The 16579-nt window shown below is 65.6% G+C and carries 15 protein-coding genes and 3 pseudogenes; 9 read left to right on the top strand and 9 right to left on the bottom strand.

Features of this window, described 5'->3' with window-relative positions; translation table 11 throughout:
• Positions 1 to 534: 534 nt before the first annotated feature.
• Positions 535 to 799: pseudogene (locus ACRDU5_RS04080) on the top strand (hypothetical protein); the annotation flags it as partial.
• Between the two features lie 348 nt (positions 800 to 1147).
• Positions 1148 to 4339 (top strand): ATP-binding protein, encoded by a 3192-nt coding sequence (locus ACRDU5_RS04075; protein WP_526613008.1) that lies wholly within the window; start codon positions 1148 to 1150, stop codon positions 4337 to 4339.
• A gap of 255 nt (positions 4340 to 4594) precedes the next feature.
• Here the strand turns inward: ACRDU5_RS04075 and ACRDU5_RS04070 are convergent.
• From ACRDU5_RS04070 to ACRDU5_RS04050, 5 genes and pseudogenes are all read right to left on the bottom strand, one after another.
• Positions 4595 to 4979, bottom strand: a pseudogene (locus ACRDU5_RS04070) (PIN domain-containing protein).
• 97 nt (positions 4980 to 5076) lie between these two features.
• Positions 5077 to 5229 (bottom strand): annotated as a pseudogene (locus tag ACRDU5_RS04065) (type II toxin-antitoxin system VapB family antitoxin); the annotation flags it as partial.
• 454 nt (positions 5230 to 5683) lie between these two features.
• Positions 5684 to 5992: a type II toxin-antitoxin system PemK/MazF family toxin gene (locus ACRDU5_RS04060; RefSeq protein WP_526613007.1), complete on the bottom strand. Its 309-nt coding sequence runs from the start codon at positions 5990 to 5992 to the stop codon at positions 5684 to 5686.
• A complete protein-coding gene (locus tag ACRDU5_RS04055; RefSeq protein ID WP_526613017.1) occupies positions 5979 to 6224 on the bottom strand; it encodes a ribbon-helix-helix protein, CopG family in 246 nt (81 codons plus the stop codon). The genes ACRDU5_RS04060 and ACRDU5_RS04055 overlap by 14 nt, the downstream gene beginning before the upstream one ends.
• Positions 6225 to 6352: 128 nt before the next feature.
• Positions 6353 to 6937, bottom strand: a complete 585-nt coding sequence (locus ACRDU5_RS04050) for an XRE family transcriptional regulator (RefSeq protein WP_526613005.1) — start codon at positions 6935 to 6937, stop codon at positions 6353 to 6355.
• Between the two features lie 323 nt (positions 6938 to 7260).
• Here ACRDU5_RS04050 and ACRDU5_RS04045 point away from each other — a divergent pair, with 323 nt between their 5' ends.
• From ACRDU5_RS04045 to ACRDU5_RS04025, 5 genes are all read left to right on the top strand, one after another.
• Positions 7261 to 8115 carry a hypothetical protein gene (locus ACRDU5_RS04045; protein ID WP_526613004.1) on the top strand — a complete coding sequence of 285 codons (855 nt, stop codon included), beginning with the start codon at positions 7261 to 7263 and terminating at the stop codon, positions 8113 to 8115.
• Positions 8108 to 8929, top strand: a complete 822-nt coding sequence (locus ACRDU5_RS04040) for an alpha/beta fold hydrolase (RefSeq protein ID WP_526613002.1) — start codon at positions 8108 to 8110, stop codon at positions 8927 to 8929. Before ACRDU5_RS04045 ends, ACRDU5_RS04040 begins: the two co-directional genes overlap by 8 nt.
• An 83-nt stretch (positions 8930 to 9012) precedes the next feature.
• A complete protein-coding gene (locus ACRDU5_RS04035; RefSeq protein ID WP_526613001.1) occupies positions 9013 to 9462 on the top strand; it encodes a DUF6636 domain-containing protein in 450 nt (149 codons plus the stop codon).
• A gap of 28 nt (positions 9463 to 9490) precedes the next feature.
• Positions 9491 to 10624 (top strand): FAD-dependent oxidoreductase, encoded by a 1134-nt coding sequence (locus ACRDU5_RS04030; RefSeq protein ID WP_526612999.1) that lies wholly within the window; start codon positions 9491 to 9493, stop codon positions 10622 to 10624.
• Positions 10621 to 11511: an SDR family NAD(P)-dependent oxidoreductase gene (locus ACRDU5_RS04025; protein ID WP_526612997.1), complete on the top strand. Its 891-nt coding sequence runs from the start codon at positions 10621 to 10623 to the stop codon at positions 11509 to 11511. Before ACRDU5_RS04030 ends, ACRDU5_RS04025 begins: the two co-directional genes overlap by 4 nt.
• Before the next feature lie 4 nt (positions 11512 to 11515).
• Here the strand turns inward: ACRDU5_RS04025 and ACRDU5_RS04020 are convergent, their stop codons facing one another.
• Together ACRDU5_RS04020 and ACRDU5_RS04015 are read right to left on the bottom strand one after the other, a co-directional pair.
• The gene (locus ACRDU5_RS04020; RefSeq protein ID WP_526612995.1) at positions 11516 to 12661 is read right to left on the bottom strand and encodes an acyl-CoA dehydrogenase family protein; all 1146 of its coding nucleotides are present in this window, start codon (positions 12659 to 12661) and stop codon (positions 11516 to 11518) included.
• Complete coding sequence (locus tag ACRDU5_RS04015) at positions 12654 to 13850, bottom strand: acyl-CoA dehydrogenase family protein (protein ID WP_526612994.1); 1197 nt, start codon at positions 13848 to 13850, stop codon at positions 12654 to 12656. The genes ACRDU5_RS04020 and ACRDU5_RS04015 overlap by 8 nt, the downstream gene beginning before the upstream one ends.
• 61 nt (positions 13851 to 13911) lie before the next feature.
• Here ACRDU5_RS04015 and ACRDU5_RS04010 point away from each other — a divergent pair, with 61 nt between their 5' ends.
• Positions 13912 to 14298 (top strand): VOC family protein, encoded by a 387-nt coding sequence (locus ACRDU5_RS04010; protein ID WP_526612993.1) that lies wholly within the window; start codon positions 13912 to 13914, stop codon positions 14296 to 14298.
• Here the strand turns inward: ACRDU5_RS04010 and lipE are convergent.
• Together lipE and ACRDU5_RS04000 are read right to left on the bottom strand one after the other, a co-directional pair.
• Positions 14267 to 15532 (bottom strand): lipase LipE, encoded by a 1266-nt coding sequence (gene lipE, locus ACRDU5_RS04005; RefSeq protein ID WP_526613016.1) that lies wholly within the window; start codon positions 15530 to 15532, stop codon positions 14267 to 14269. The two genes, ACRDU5_RS04010 and lipE, sit on opposite strands and share 32 nt — an antisense overlap.
• A complete protein-coding gene (locus ACRDU5_RS04000; RefSeq protein WP_526613014.1) occupies positions 15526 to 16011 on the bottom strand; it encodes a peroxynitrite isomerase in 486 nt (161 codons plus the stop codon). The genes lipE and ACRDU5_RS04000 overlap by 7 nt, the downstream gene beginning before the upstream one ends.
• 69 nt (positions 16012 to 16080) lie before the next feature.
• Between ACRDU5_RS04000 and ACRDU5_RS03995 the strand changes: the two genes are divergently transcribed.
• The gene (locus tag ACRDU5_RS03995; RefSeq protein ID WP_526612991.1) at positions 16081 to 16560 is read left to right on the top strand and encodes an SRPBCC family protein; all 480 of its coding nucleotides are present in this window, start codon (positions 16081 to 16083) and stop codon (positions 16558 to 16560) included.
• Positions 16561 to 16579: the final 19 nt, after the last annotated feature.

Below are 16579 nucleotides of genomic sequence, written 5' to 3'. Positions count from 1 at the left end.
TATCGGCTCCGCGGCCTTAACCCCACAGCTGCGATGAATCACAGCTACCTGCTGGGAATTTCTTAGTCACCGAGTATGGGCGCCGGGGAGGAGAACTGACCGTAACTGCGCGCATCTGACGCCGTCGGCGGATGAACGACGATAGCGGTGTGACCTTGCTTGTCCGTGATCGTGGCCCCGCCTGTGTCGGTGGTGGTGCTTGGGTTTGCGGCGGAAGCGCTTGGTGCCGTGGCGATCGCCGCCGCGACAGCACCGGTGGCGAACAGTGTTGGGATGTGATGCAGTTTCATCGTTGCTCCTATTGCTTGCTTGCTTGTCCACTCGGTGCAACTACGACGTGAACTGGTGCCATCCAGATTTGGGGTGCACTGTCATTACCTGTATTGGTAGGACCCCGAAGGCTGGGTTGACAAATCCGCCGCCAATAACGAGCCGCTGCGGCTTGTGCGTGTGGGATCCGCTCCCGCACCTGGCCCAGTTTCCGGATGATCCGAGGAGCTGGAGTTCCTACGAAGCCCAAGGCCCAGCAAGCCGGACGGCGCGGGCCTCGAGCCGCGCGACATCTTGGTCATGTACCCGCACATCGAGACATACGCACCCCTGAGCGTCACCCCGTGCGGCTCGGCGACGTGGTGCACGGCGCGGATCCCGCGAATCGCCTGCGGGCGCGGCTCGCCGACTGCTCATCCTTGCAGACCAACGCCCTGCTGCGTGTGGACTTCCCAACTGCTCGCGCTCGTGTGGAGCGGTCGGGCCGGCCACCAGTGAAGTGCTCAACCTCACCGAGGCTGCGTCCGTTCTGCGATGTCGACGAATTCCGGTGCAACACTCGATGACTTGTCGACCGCGTCCTCGCCGGTGAGACGATGTCCGCCGACTCGATGTCATCGAGTGGCAGCAGCGTGATGTAGGAATTGCCGCCTTTCGTGAGACAGACTCGGGCGCAATCGCTGTGAGACATTTCGCGAATGTCCGGGTCAGCAGCGTGTCGAGATGCGGTCGACGGTGAGAACCTCCACTACCGCCTCCTCTCCAGTCAGGGCAGCAGAGTCTCAAAGGAGACGACATGCGAGTGACTCAGGACTTCGTCTCGGAGATGCGTCGCGATATCACGGACATTGTTGACCAGCAGTGAAACGATAATGAAGTGGACCGGAGCGGGGATGGCGGCGGTGGACTGACCGCGAGGGGGCTGGTCTGTGCGTCCTGCGGAGCGCAGTCAAGCCCGACGGCCAAGTACTGCGGCGAATGCGGGACGCCACTCACGCGGGCAACGCGCGCAGCTGAATACAAGCAGGTGACCGTCTTGTTTGCTGATGTGGTGCACTCGATGGACATCGCGGCGGCGGTGGGACCGGAGCGGCTTCGCGAGATCATGGCCGAACTGGCCAATCGCTGCGCCGCCGTCGTGCAGCGTTTTGGCGGCACCGTGGACAAGTTCACCGGCGATGGGATCATGGCAGTGTTTGGTGCGCCAGCGGCTCTGGAGGACCACGCCCTCCGCGCCTGCCTTGCGGCGTTGGCTATCCAGGAGGAGGCGAAGCGACTTGCCGTAGAGGTCCAAGACCGCGACAGAATCGAACTCCAGTTACGTATCGGGTTGAACTCTGGAGAGGTGATTGCGGGAGAGTTCGGTTCAGGGCCTTTTGGTTACACCACCATTGGCGAGCAGGTCGGAATGGCTCAGCGGATCGAGTCAGCAGCACCGCCGGGCGGCGTGATGCTGAGTGAGTCGACCGCACGACTGGTGGAAGACGACGCACACCTTGCCGAGCCACAGATGGTGAAGATCAAAGGAGCCGACGCCCCCGTGCGTGCACGCCAGCTTTTGGCCGTGGCCGCGGATCAGGCCCGTTGCAGACGACGAGAGTCGAGACTTATCGGGCGCCAACAGGAGATGCGCTCGCTCGAGCAAATGCTCGATCAGGCAATCAACGGGCATGGATGCGTGGCGGGCGTGAAGGGGCTGGCCGGCGTCGGCAAGAGCCGCCTCATTCGCGAGGCAACAGCGATCGCCGAAGCTCGCGGTGTCGCAGTCATTTCGACGTTCTGCCAGTCCCACTCCAAAGAGATCCCGTTTCACGCCGTCGGGGGTTTGCTACGAGATTTCTTCGGAGTGGGCTCGCTGGGTGACGACGATGCGAGAACGAACATTCGCACAACCCTTCCAAGCGCAGACCAAGACGATGTGGTGCTGCTCGAGGACTTGCTCGGGATCCGAGACGCCGAACACACCGCTCGCGACATCGATCCCGACGCGCGCAGGCGTCGGCTGACCAACCTGCTCACGGCCGCCCTGCTGGCCCGTCGCGAGCCCGTAGTCTACATCGTCGAGGACGCGCACTGGATCGACGCCGTCAGCGAGTCGATGGTTGCCGACTTCATTTCGGTGGTACCGCAAACCCACGCGGTCGTGCTGATCACCTATCGGCCCGAATACCACGGTGTCATCGGCCAAACACCGGCATCGACCACAATATCCCTTGCCGCGCTGGATCATTCAGAAACCGCCGCTCTGACGGCCGAACTCCTTGGACCTGACCCGTCCGTAGCAGAAGTTGCGGCGCGTGTCGCCGAACGCGGCGCAGGGAATCCCTTCTTCACCGAGGAGATTGTGCGCGACCTCGCTGAGCGAAACATCCTCGAAGGACGACACGGCGCCTACGTGTGCCCAGCTGACATCGAAGTGACCGTGCCCGCCACCGTGCAGGCTACGATCGCCGCCCGGATCGACCGCCTGGGGGCAAGCGCGAAGCGCACGCTCAACACGGCGTCGGTGATCGGCTCCCGGTTCGGCACCGAACTGCTTACCGGCGTACTCGGTCATGTCGCACTGACCGAGTTGGTAGATGCCGAACTCATCGAGGAAATAACCACCTCACCACCGGAGTACGGATTTCGACATCCATTGATTCATGCGGTTGCCTACGAGTCGCAACTCAAGTCGGAACGTTCGCACTTACACCGGGAGATGGCCGCAGCCGTCGAGAAACGCGAACCCGCGGCAACCGACAAGAACGCCGCTTTGATCGCCACGCACCTGGAGGCGGCCGGCGATCTCGCCCGGGCGTTTGAATGGCACATGCGAGCCGGAGCCTGGTCGACCCACCGCGATATCACCGGCGCGCGTATGAGTTGGGAGCGAGCGCGTCAGGTGGCCGACCGGTTGCCTGCCGAAGATGCCCGTCGTATGAGCATGCGCATCGCCCCGCGAACGTTGTTGTGCGCAACGATCTGGCGGGTCGGCGGAAGCTTGGACGACATTGGTTTCGACGAATTGCGCGAGTTGGCGACTGCTGCAGGTGATAAGCGGTCCTTGGCCATTGGCATGACGGGGCTTGTACAAATGCTGAACTTCTACGGCGAGTACGCAAAGGCCGCCCGTCTGGCTTCGGACCATGTGGAACTCCTCGAGTCGATCGGCGATCCGGAGCTGACGGTCGGCCTGTTGATGGTGCCGATGATTGTCAAGTGGTCTGTAGGCGAAGTGACCGAGGCCATGGGGCTGAGCCAGTGTGCGATCGACGCATCGCAAGGGGATCCCACGATGGGCAACCTGATTGTGGGGTCACCACTGGCGTTCGCGCTGGTGATGCGCGCATCGGCACGGTGTGCCCTGGGCATTCCCGGGTGGCGCGAGGACTTTGACGACGCCATCGCGATCGCCCGCAGGACCGACAAGTTCACGTTCTGCGCTGTGGTCATGTTCAAGTACATCGCAACGCAGAGCTGGGTGCTTCTACCCGGTGACGGTGCATTGCGAGACACCGCGGACGCTTTGGAAATCGCCAAACAGTTCGGCGACAACTTCACGCTCACCAACGCGGAGTTCACACGGGGGGTCATCTTGGTGCGCCGCGACGACACCGACCGGAAGTTGGGTTTCGAACTGCTGGACAGGGCTCGTCGACTGGCGCTCGACCATCGAAACACCATTGTTGCCGCGTGGTGCGTCGACATCGATGTTGCAGCCGAGAAAAACCGAATCGGTGACTACGACGGCGCCATCGACCTGTGTCGTGCCGTACTGCAGAACGAGATCCGGGGTGGAGAAATGACCAATCGCGGCTGGTGCACCACCGTTCTCGTCGAGGCCCTCCTCAATCGTGGTCGCGACGAAGACCTTGACGAAGCTCAGAAGGCCATCGACCGGCTGGCGGCCACGCCGACCGATCCTGGGTTCTTGTACCATGAGCTTCCCCTGCTGCGGCTGACCGCAATGCTTGCCAAAGCCCGCGGAGACGAGGGTCGCTACTGCGATTTCCGTGAACGCTACCGCGCCCGCGCTGAATCCTCCGGTTTCGAGGGACACATTGCGCTCGCTCGCGCGATGGGTTAATACCCAGCAGGCCCGCGATGTGGTCGAGCGATTCGAGCGCGAATCGGAGGTCAAGAGGTTCTCCTTCCACGAAGTGGCCCCCGTGAGACGTCTGAACAAACCCCAGGTTGAGAACGCCGCGGGATGCAATCGGCAGTGAGAACCTACAGTTCTCGAGTTTGACTGCACTTTCTCACGTTTGGTCGCACCAAGACTGCACCTGTGCAGCGAGCTGAGGCGCCCGGCTTGGATGTTCGCATTCTCCCGAAGAAGCCGCTACTGGTCGGCGCTAACGACGCGCCGCGCTCTGACGTCGGGAAGGTGGCGCTCGGCGAGTTCGTAATCGGCGTCGTCATGGAGGACTACTAGGCCCCTGGCCACCGCGGTGCCGCAGACCAGCAGATCGACGACCGACAGGGCGCGCACTGCACCCGCGCTTGCGAGCCGGTGCTGCGCCGAATCGATCCACCGCCACACGGATTTCGGCACCGGCACATCGGGGTAGACGTCACGAAACGTCTGATTCATCTGATCGAACTCGTCCGCATTCCGCGCCGATCGACGGAACTCGGCTCGCTGTGGTTCGCACGATCCGACGGCCCCGCCGACAAGCGAGGAGTTCCAGGCCTCTGTGAGTTCCGGTTGTCGTTGGAGCCGCCAGACCGCGGAGGAATCCACCAGGAAGAAGATCAAGTCGTGACGGCCTTCTCGTCGGCCCGCGCGGCGAGCCAGCCCTCGTAGTCCCAGCCCTTCGCCAGCTCGCGGGACCGGGCCAGCGCCTCGATGCGCCCGAACCGCTCGACGTAATCGCGCATCGCGAGGTTCACGGCTTCCTTCTTGGTGTGCACTCCGGCGATCCGCATAACCTCGGCCAGCGCTTCGTCGTCGAGGTCGATCTGTGTCACCGACACGACAGCCCTCCCTATGTTGGCGACGTATGGCTCAAGCATACATCGCCAACATGGAATGGGTCCCTTGGCGCTGACGACGGATTTCGTCCATCAGAACAGCCTCGGCGCAACGCTCATCGCCGACCTGATCGAGGAGTTCGTGTGCGAGTCGTCGCTCACGCGGAGCAGCGCGGACGCCTGAGATGAGCCTGGGGCCAATCCGCCGCGCCGCGCGGGGAGAAGTACTCCGCGTTGCTGGACGGCACCGACCGCGCGCAGTCGGCGGGGCGGGCTGACTTTTGCGCCCGATGCTCCGGCGGTCATCTTCTTCACCTCAGGATGTCGCAATGCTCGCGCCCGGACGTGGCTGAAGCGTTGGTCGGAGGCATCCGCAAGGCATCATGGTCGGCCTGTCACCACTGGGGACTTTTCATGGCCACGGACAGATCGCACCGTTTCTACTTGCAGTTTCGCGTCAGCATCCGGTGCTTGCGCGCAGTGTTCGGCAGGCTTGGTGTAGGCGGGTTGGGGACAGCCGGGTGATGCGGCGTCGAAATGCGTTGCGCGGCAGAGTGTGAATGTTGTCGAAGTTGACGACGCAGGCGCTTGGTACGTGGTCCTCAGCGGCGGTCAGTTCCAGCTCGGAGAACAGGCCCCGGCGAGTGCGGGTCAGTGCTGCCACGACGACCGCGCCGATCCGGTCTGCGACCGGATCTCTGGTAAGGACAAGGACGGGTCGGTCACCGCCAGGAGTGGCGGCGAACCACAGTTCACCGCGTCGCATCGGCCCAATCAGCCCAGTCCTCCGCCGGCCCCCAATCGGCGATCTCAACGAGGGCCCGCTCGTCGTCCGTCAAGGGTTGCTGGGCGTAGGCTTGCGCGTCCTCGTCCGCCGCGAGCGCGGCCAAGTGGCGGCGTAGCGCATCGCGAAGCAGCTCCGACCGGTCAATGTGGAGCCGCCGTGCCCACACATCCGCCAGGTCCACGTCGTCGTCGTTGGCGCGGAAGCTGATCATTGTCATACATCGATTCTAGCTCGTATGACAGCCACCGTGAGCAGTTCAAGCACGGCTGAGGAAGTGAAGCGTTCGACGCCCTGGCGGGCCCCGATTCCATGGTGTTCGGGATCAAATAGGCGGAGCGGTTAGCCGGCGTTGTCCCCAACGAGCGAATCGTCCCAGTCGTTGTTGTGTGATTCTTCACCGTCGTGATGTTCTTCGTGATGTTCGTGGTGCTCGTGCTGCTGCTCTTGGTGCTCCAGGTGCTCGGAGCCCGGCACGCCACCAAGGGCTGCGATAACGTCTCTGACTTTCGCCGCTTCCTCTTCGGTGGGTGTTTCGCCAGCCTCGAGATCATCGAGCAGATCGGCGCGTAGCCCCGCCCCATTGGCCACTTCCTGGGCAGACAATCTGGCGTGGGTGCGGGTGACATACAACTGCTGGCCCAAATTCGCTCCTGGTGCCGTGGCGACGTGCTCCATGAGTTTGTCGTAGCGTTGCCGGACATTACTGAGCGCCACAATCACCGCGGGCGAGGGCCTGCTGCTGCTTGCCGCCTCGGTCAGCGCGGTGCGCAACTTCCGCATGCCCGCCAGAACGACATCCGCGCGCTTGTGGAACTTCTTGTCCTCCGGGAACGGCAACGCATCGATCGCCGCCGAGTACATGTGCATCGCCGCCTCGGAGAGACTGACGATGATTGACGAATCGGCTTCCTGTTGCGCGGCCATGGGACCTCAATTTCTCGACGGGTCAATTCCAAGTGGTGAGCAGCCGATTACCGGGGCTTCCCCGATCTGGCCGCTCGAATGCACGGGTTGACACTAGCGGTCCACGGCCTGGATCGTCACCGCGAGCCCTGATACGCCGGCGCGATATGGAGTAAACGCAGGCCGAAGCCTTGCGGACGGCGCATGACGCCGCCGGTGGTGCCGCTCAATCTGTTCGGCCCTAGTCTGTACCCGCATGGCGGGGGAGGCTCGGGCGACGGGAGGTCAAGGTGACCGGACTAGCGCACTCCACGAGGGCCGCCGCGCCTTCAGACCAAGGCGAAGTGAGCGATCGTACTCAGCCGGTGCAACGGCGTGCGCCGGTTCGCCAGGCGCCGCGCTGGCCCGAAATCGGGTGGCTGGCCTGGGGTGTCGCAGCCACCCTGGTCATCGCCTGGTTCATCCTTTTCGCTCCCGGCGAGCTCGGATCCAAGGCGGACTGGTTTTTCGGCGCCGTCGTCTTCTGTGTCGTGATGGTGGCTATGTGGCAGACCCTCACCGTCCGCCACCAGGCGAAACAGGATGCCGCGGATTCCGCCGAACGACTGCGCAGCGAGCTAGCGGCCGCCGAGGAACGCACGGCTCGCGAACTGGACCGAACGCAGACACTGCACCGAGCTGAGATGGAAGCCCAGCAGAAACTGCATAGCGCCGAGATGGAGGCTCAGCGAGAGCTGGCCCGCATTGAGCGCAGCCACCTACTCAAGCAGCTGCAGAAGCAGGCGATGATCGAGGTATCACGCGCCGTCAGCGCGCACACTCAAATGCTGGCAACCCTGTGGAACCAGGGCGCGAACATCTTGCGCAATGAGGACCGCGACGAGCGCGAGAAGGCAATGAACCCGATCTTCGAGCAGATCAGTCGGGTCGTCAGCGACTTCTCGGTGGAGCTCGACAATGCCCACCTGCTCATTGAGGACGACCGCCTGCATCACGCGCTGAATCGTGTCAACGAGGCCGCATTGACGGCGATTCAGGTAGCGGAGGAGGTGCACCTCGCCGTTGTCGATGGACGCGAACCGGAGTCCAACCCCATCCCACCGGTACAGCGACTCATGCACGAGAGAGCCGCAGAAGCTCGGCGTCTTGCATGGGACTTGCTCCGAACCGGGCTCGACGACAGGGCAGTTCGTGGCTGATGCGGTCTCCTTTGTCGACGCGAACGGTCTGAAATTCGCCTATCTCGAGGAGGGCTCCGGGCCTCTCGTCCTCATGCTTCACGGATTCCCGGACACGGCGCATACCTGGGACGATCTTCGCCCGCGCATCGCCGCCATGGGATACCGCGCGGTCAGCCCCTTCATGCGCGGGTACCACCCCAGCGCGATCCCGGATCGCGACGCGGATCAAGAGACCCTGGCGCGCGATCCGCTTGCGTTGATCGAAGCGCTCGGCGCCCGTGACGCCATCATCATCGGGCATGATTGGGGAGCCTCGGCCGCATATGGTGCGGCGGCGCTCGGCCCGGATCGAGTGAAGAAGCTATTCGTCATCGGCATTCCCCACCCAGCCGCGCTCAAACCGTCGCCCAAGAAGCTTTGGGCCGTCCGCCATTTCGCGTTGTACAAGCTGCCGGGGGCGCCGGACCGCTTCGCGCACAATGACTTCGCGGCGCTCCCCGCTATCTATCGGCGATGGTCCCCGACGTGGAACCCCGATTCGACGGAGTTCGACGCCGTCCGCTCGAGCTTCTCGAACCGGGCGAGCTTGAACGCGGCGTTCGGTTACTATCGAAAGCTCTCGCCCATACCCAGCGCATCACTGAAGGCGCGGATCACGGTGCCAGTGGTGGTCTTTGCGGGACTCGATGATCCAATCGTGGAGCCATCGGACTATCGGGGCGCCGCGCCGATGTTCGAGAACGAGTACATCGTTGAGGAGGTCCGAGGCGGGCATTTCATGCATCGGGAGCATCCCGGGGCGTTCGCCGAACGGCTGTTGGCGCATCTGTGACTGCGGATGCTGCCACAACCTGCGGTCACTACATTTCGCCGAACCGCAGGTGTTTGGGCGTTTGCTCGCGGTACGGTCACGCGGTGACCCACTGCGACATGCGCTTCGTCACCGGCCTTGCCGGGTTGCTTGTGGCGCTCGCGCTGTCGGGCGGTACTGGGGTGGCAGCCGCCGACCGCGAGGTGTACGAGAACACCGGATTCACGTCGCCGAGCGGCAACATCGGCTGCTACATCGACACGGACTACATCCGCTGCGACATCCGAGAGCGCAACTGGGAACCACCCCCGACGGACTGTGAGTTCGGCCCGGGTCAGGGCATCCAGATCAGCCCATACGTCAATCCCGACGGGCCCGCCGAATTTGAGTGCGCCGGTGACAGTGCGCAGAACAACGATCCGCCGCTTCCGTATGGTGAGTCGATCACCGCCGGGCCAATGCGCTGTGACAGCGCGGAGTCCGGCATCACGTGCCGCAATACCGTGAACGGCCACGGCTTCTTCATCTCACGGCAGGCCTATCAGCTGTTCTGAACCCCGCCCTCATGACTAGAGCACAAGGATGAACCGCAAGCGGGTGGTCGTCGCCGGGCTGGGCGACACCGGTGTCCTCACCGCCATCCGGCTCGCCCGCCATGTCGACGTCGTCGGCATCTCGGCCAAACCGGCGCTGGTGAGCGGACAGGAGCTCGGGTGGCGACTGAGCCGGCCCGACGAGTGGGCTCGTGCCAACTGGATTCCCTTCGACCGATTCCGTGCGCTGGACCGGGTGCGCACCGTGCACGGCACATTGACCGGGGTCGACCTTGCCGCCCGCAAGGTCTTCATCGGGAGTGGTGACGGGTCGTCATCGGCCGAGGATTACGACGCGCTGATCATCTCCACCGGCGTCACCAACGGCTTCTGGCGCAACCCAAACCTGCAGTCGCCCAAGGAGATCGGGGCCGACCTTCGGGCCGCGCACGCGCGCCTGATCGCCGCCCGGTCGGTGATCGTTGTGGGTGGCGGCGCCGCGGCGATCAGCAGCGCCGCGAACGTCGCCGCCACCTGGCCGGACAAGCGGGTCGACCTGTACTTCCCGGGCGAGCGTGCGCTGCTCGCGCACCACCCGAGAACCTGGGCGAAGGTTCGGCACCGACTGGCCGATGCCGGCGTGGTGCTACACCCCGGCCACCGCGCCGAGATACCGGACGGCTTCAGGTGCGACGAGATCACCGGCGAGCCGGTCCGATGGAGTACCGGACAACCCCCGGCCTGCGCCGAGGCAGTGCTGTGGGCGATCGGGCGAGTGCGACCCAACACCGACTGGTTGCCGTCGGAACTGCTCGACGAGCACGGCTTCGTTCGAGTGACCCCGCAGCTGCGGGTTCCCGGCCACCGCGGCGTGTTCTCGGTGGGTGACGTGGCGGCGACCGATCGGCTCCGAAGCTCGGCCCGCAACCGCGCGGATGGGCTGGTCGCCCACAACGTTCGCGCCGAGCTCGCCGGCCGACCGCTGCGCTCCTTCCGTCCTCCGCGACGGCGCTGGGGTTCGGTGCTCGGCCCGCAGCCGACCGGGCTGGAGGTCTTCACTCCCAAGGGCCAGGTGTTTCGCTTTCCGGCGTGGTCGTTCGACCGGGTGCTGATGCCGGTGATCGTGCGGTGGGGCATCTACCGCGGAGTGCGCGACAACCAACCGGTTAATCTCGCACCGTGACACAACAGTGGTCGCCGACCCGGCTTGGCGACTTGACCGGCAAGCGGATCATCGTGACCGGGGCAACCAACGGCGTTGGCCTGGCCACCGCGCGTGCCCTCACCCGGGCCGGCGCGCACGTGATCATGGCCGTGCGCAACACCGAGCTGGGCGCGCGGCGCGCCGTCGAGATCGGCGGCTCGACGTCGGTGATCAAACTCGACTTGGCAGACCTCTCCTCGGTGCGGGCGTTCTCCGAATTGGTCGACGAGGACGTCGACATCCTGATCAACAACGCCGGGGCGCTCACCCAGGACCGTCAAGACACGGTGGACGGCTTCGAGGCGACGATCGGCACGAATCTGTTGGGGCCGTTCACGTTAACGAACCTGGTCTTCGATCGGGTGCGCTCGCAGATCATCAATGTCGGGTCACAGGCGCACCGGGGCGCGACGCTCCGAATTGACGACATGCACCTTCGCTCCAACAAGTGGACCACCCTGGGTGCCTATGCACGTGCCAAGCTCGCGGTGATGTTGTGGGGGCTGGAGCTGGACCGCAGACTGCGCGCGTCGAAATCTCCGGTGGTTACCCAACTCACCCACCCGGGCTGGGTGGCCTCGAACCTGTCGCATCTCTCCGACCGGGGGCTGATGGCGGCCGCGCATCGAGTGGCCAAGGCGGTGGCAGACCGGGTCGCCAACGACATCGACGCCGGAGCCGCGACGACGCTGTATTGCATCAGCGAGCCGATTCCGCCGGGAAGCTATGTGGGCGTCGATGGCAGGTACGGCCTGCGGGGCGGGCCGGTGTTGATCGGCCGGTCCGCCCTGGCCTGCGACTACGAGGCCGCTGCGCGCGTCTTCGAGTTTGCCGAAAAAGAAACTGGCACAACACTGCCCGTCTAGGCGCCTACGCGGAGCCGGTCGCGACCCGCGGTGCCCGTTCCGCCGATGCGGTGTCGAGCACCAGCTCCGCGACCCGTGACCGGTGCTGCTCGGCGGTGCCCAGCAGCGCCGCATCGGTGGCGGCGCGCTTTAAGTACAAGTGCGCCTGGTGTTCCCAGGTGAACCCGATGCCGCCGTGCACCTGGATGGTGTCGGCCGCGATTCGGCTGAATGCGGCCGAGCATGTCGCCTGCGCAATGCTCACGGCCAGCGCGGGGTCATCCGAGCCGTCCGTCAGCGCCCAGACCGCGTGGTAGGCGGTCGAGCGGGCGTGCTCGAGGTCGACGAGCAGGTCCGCCAGCCGGTGCTTGACCGCCTGGAAAGACCCGATCGGCCTGCCGAACTGCAGCCGCGACTTCGCGTAGTCGACCGACAGATCCAGCAGATGCTGTCCCGCGCCGACCTGTTCGGCGGCCAGCAGCGCCGAACCGACCTGCAGCGCGTGCTCGATGATGCGTTCGGCTTCGCCGGGTCCGGCCACCAGCCGGCCGGGCGCGCCGGACAACCCGATGGTGGCCTGTGGCCGAGTCGGGTCGAGGCTGGCCAGCAGGTTTCGTTCCACTCCCGGCCCGGCGGCCTCGACGGCGTACAGCGCGATCCCGTCCGGACCGCCCGCGGCGACGAGCAGGTCGTCGGCCGCGCCCGCATCGACCACCCGCTCGACGGTCCCGCTGAGTGCATGGTCGTCCGCCGTGATCGAGACCGTATCCAACGCTCCGGCGCGGTCGGCGACGGCGAACGCCGCGGTTCGGCGGCCCTCAACCAGCTCGGCCAGCAGCTCGTCGCGCACCGAACCGGCTTGCGCCGCAACCAGTGCCGGGATTGCCAGGAACACCGTGCCGAACACCGGTCCACAGGCCAGCGACGCGCCCAGCTCCTCGACCGCGACGGCCTGGTCGACGAGGGTGCCGCCCGCGCCGCCGTCGGCCTCGGGTACCGATAGGCCGAGCACGCCGAGTTCGGAACCCAGCCGCGCCCAATCCTTGGCGTCGGACGGCGGATCGGACTCCATCAGCCGGCGCACCGTCTGCTCGTCGAAGTTCTCGGCACAGAACTTGCGCACCGCGGCGCGCAGCTGGGCCTGCTCGTCGGTGAACGTGAACTCAGCCACGGGGGATCTCCTTCCACGGCATGCCGGCGTCGGCGCGCAGGTCACCTGGCAGCCCCAGGACCCGCTCGCCCAGGATGTTGCGCATGACCTCCGAGGTGCCGCCCTCGATGGTGTTGGCGCGGCTGCGCAGGAACCGCTGCTGCACCGGACCGCGCCAGTCCGCGCCGTCGCCCGCGTCGTCACGCATGGCGTAGCCGTGGTACAGAGTCCCTTCCGGCCCAAGCAGATCCATGCACCACGCGTAGATATGTTGGTTCAGTTCGGCACCGACCAGCTTGCCAACCGAGCCCTCCGGGCCGGGTCCGCCGACGGTTGCCGCGGCCCGCGACCGCTCCGAGGTGAGGCGCTGCGCCTCGGCACGCAGCCACAGTTGGGTGAGCCGATCCCGCAGCACCGGCGTCTGCAGGTCAGGCCGGGAGGCCCATAGCGACACAGCGTCGGCGATCGTGCCCGCCCCGCGGCGGCTGCCGCTGGCACCGAGCGCGCTGCGCTCGTTCATCAGCGTCGTCATCGCGACCCGCCACCCGTCGCCGACCGCGCCGAGTCGGTGTGTGTCGGGGATGCGGGCGTCGGTCATGTACACCTCGTTGAACTCGGCCTGACCGGTCAACTGGCGCAGTGGCCGGGTTTCCACGCCCGGTCCATGCATGTCGATGACGAAGTAGGTCAGCCCCTTGTGCTTCGGTACGTCCGGATTGGTGCGCGCGAGCAGCAGACCCCAGCGTGCCCGGTGCGCGAGGCTGGTCCAGACCTTCTGGCCGTTGACCACCCACTCGTCGCCGTCGGGCACCGCCGAGGTGGCCAATCCGGCCAGGTCGGATCCCGCGCCCGGCTCAGAGAACATCTGGCACCAGATGTCCTCGGTGGTGGCGAGCGGGCGCAGCAGCTGCCTCTTCACTTCGTCGGTCTGGGCGTGCTCGCGCACGGTCGGCGCCGCCATCCCGTACCCCATCGGGTTCAACGCGAGCGGTATCGGGCCGCCCGCGCCCTGCAGAATCCCGTCGGCGACGGCCTGCAGGCCGCGGGATACCCCGAGTCCGCCGAGGCCCTCCGGAAAGTGCACCCAGGACAGACCCGCGTCGAAGCAGGAGCCGAGGAATTCGGGAATGGGGACGGATTTCGGGTCGTGCTCGCTCACCACCTGTCGCGCGATGTCGGCGACACGGTCCGAGTCAGTAGTGGTGCTCATCCAGCCACGATAGGAAACGCGCGATTGCCATCCACGCCCGCACCCTCAATAGTGAGCTGTCATGCCGGACTCGACTCATGCCACTGTCCTCGACATCGCTGCGGTTGTTGCCGCCCGTGACTTTGCTGCCGCGCGGTCCTGGTACCGCCGCGTACTCGGCCGTGAACCGGATCTCGAGCCAATCGATGGGGTGGCCGAGTGGCAGATCACCGACACCAGTTGGCTGCAACTGGTCACAGACCCAGACCGGGCCGGCAAGTCGATGGTGCGATTCGGCGTCGGAGATCTCGCCGCTCACGTCGAAATGCTCAACGACGCCGGGATCGCCACGGGCGAACCGGTCGTCATTGCCGACATGGTCGTGGTGGTCGACGTCGCTGATCCGGACGGCAACGAGGTGTCCTTCGTTCAAGAGCTCACCGCGGAGCCGCCGGCGAGCACCCGCTGACGCGGGGAATCTCGGAGGTGATGCGGTCCAACAGTGCCGGATAGCGGTTGGCCTCGCGGTGATTGCCGGGCTTACCACTGCTGATCAGGCCGGCCGCCAGCCCGCGCTCGGGGTCGGCCCAGATGGCGATGTTGGTCAATCCGGTATGACCGAACGCGGCCGGGGCGTTGCGCCCGAACGGGCCGAACCGCTTCGAACCCAGCATGTACCCGGTGCCCCATCGGAGCGGTACGAATCCGGTCGCGAGATCCGGCCGAAGCCGCCGGCGTGGGGCCACCGCGGCCCGCAGCGTTTCCGGCTGCATGACCCGTACGCCGTCGAGTTCACCACCGCGACGGAGGATTTCGGCGAAGCGGGACAGTTCATCTGCCGTCGAGACGGTGTTGGAGGACGGCACCACACCGGTAAGGAATCGTGCCGTGTTGGAGAACGGGATGATCTCGCGCATGGTTCCGCCGACCGCCGTGCGGAAGGCCGCGGCGATCGGCGCGGGCAGTGGCTTTCCCGTGTTGTGACTGGGAGCCACCAGTGGGACGTCCCGTTCCGCGACACCGTAATTCGTCCATCGGAAGCCGAGCGGGTCGAGGATCTCGGTGGCCAGAATCTCGCGAATGTTCTTGCCGGTGGCGGCCGAAACGATCTCGCGAACCAGCGGGCCCCAGGTAACCCCGTGGTAGATGTGCACCAACCCCGGCCGATACAGCGGCTTCAGCTCGCCGAGCTTCTCGCGGGCGTACTCGGTGTCGTCCATGCGATCCAGATCCGGCCTCGGTCCGGTCGCGAAGGGGACACCGGCGCTGTGGGTGATCACGTGCCGGATCGTGGTGCGGTCTTTTCCGTGACTCGTGTAGCTGGGCAGGTAGTCGCAGACGCGATCGTCGAGCGAGAAGTGTCCGCGTTCGACGAGCATGTGGACGACGGTCGTGCTGATCGCCTTGGCCGCGGAGTACGCGCAAAACGGCGTTTCCGTTGTCACCGGGATCTTTTCGGCGTCCACCGGATCGTCGGGGGCATTGCCCCAGCCGTGTCCGATCGCGCGGTTGAGGACCACCTTTCCGTTGTGGCGCAGGCACAACTGGATCGCGGGGTGCATGCCGGCCGCATACCAGTGTCGGGCGGCCTGCCAGATCCGCTCGACGGCGGTGGGGTCGATGCCGGAATGGTCTTCGTGGCCCACCGCCGTGACGGCATCGAGATCGGCCGGGACCCGGATTCGGCCGTCGGCGGTCACGATGGTTGCCTTTTCAGAGTCGCGGCCAGGTGGTGTTGCAGGGGTTGGCCGACCGCGCCCATGAGCAGCGTGTAGCTGAGTTCGTCGGCGTCGACGCGAATCGAACGGCTCAGGGCGGTGACATCTTTGGCCGACGCGGTGCGCCCGATCGTCGTCGCGTCCAACGTCATCTCTAACGTGGTCTCGCTGACCAACAGCGATCCCTCCTGTATCTCGGTGATTCCGGTCGGATGCGCCAGCACCAGTTCGACCCGTCCGGGCGACGGCACCCGGAGGTACCCGGTCTCCGCATGCAGCGGACGGCCGTCGTCGCTGGCTCTGGTCCGTTGGCCGTAGGTCAGGAACGGCTTGCCGATATGGCCGAAGGTGACTTCTTCGTAGTAGCCGAACGGCTCGATGGTCGGGTACTCGCCGGCCCCCTGACCTGCCCAGGTGCCGAGCAGCGGAGCGAGCACAGCGATGCCGGGATGCAGGTCGGCCACGACCGTCACCCTACGACGTTCATCCGGTAGGGTTCGCGGCGCACAGCACTGCGTGAATTAGGAGGGGCCATGTCGGGGCGGACGTTTTCGTTCGAGGTGAACCGAACGAGCCGCGCACCCGCGGCGACGTTGTTCCGGCTCGAGGCCGATGGCGGCCGTTGGGCCGAGTGGGCCAAGCCGATCGTTCTGCGGTCGAACTGGGAGCGGCAGGGCGATCCGGCACCCGGCGGGATCGGCGCCGTGCGCAGGGTCGGGGCCTGGCCGTTGTTCATGCGGGAGAAGACCGTCGAGTACGAGCAGGATCGCCGGCACGTCTACGAACTCATCGGGCCGCGCACCCCGGCCAAGGGTTACCGCGCCGAGGCGACATTCACGCCGAATGCCGCGGGTGGCACGGACATCCGCTGGAGCGGCTCGTTCACCGAGGGGCTCCGGGGAACCGGACCGATCATGCGCGCGGTCATGGGCGGCGCGATTCGACTGATCTCCGCCCGGCTGGTGAAGGCGGCGGAGCGGGAGCTCCGCACCGGTGTTTCGTCGAACGACTGACCGACGAAAACTCGCCGCC

The sequence above is a fragment of the Mycobacterium sp. genome (assembly GCF_050701515.1).
In the GTDB taxonomy this organism is placed as follows: Bacteria; Actinomycetota; Actinomycetes; order Mycobacteriales; family Mycobacteriaceae; genus Mycobacterium.
Note: the sequence above shows the minus strand (reverse complement) of the source record. Positions and strands in the feature narration are given on the sequence as shown.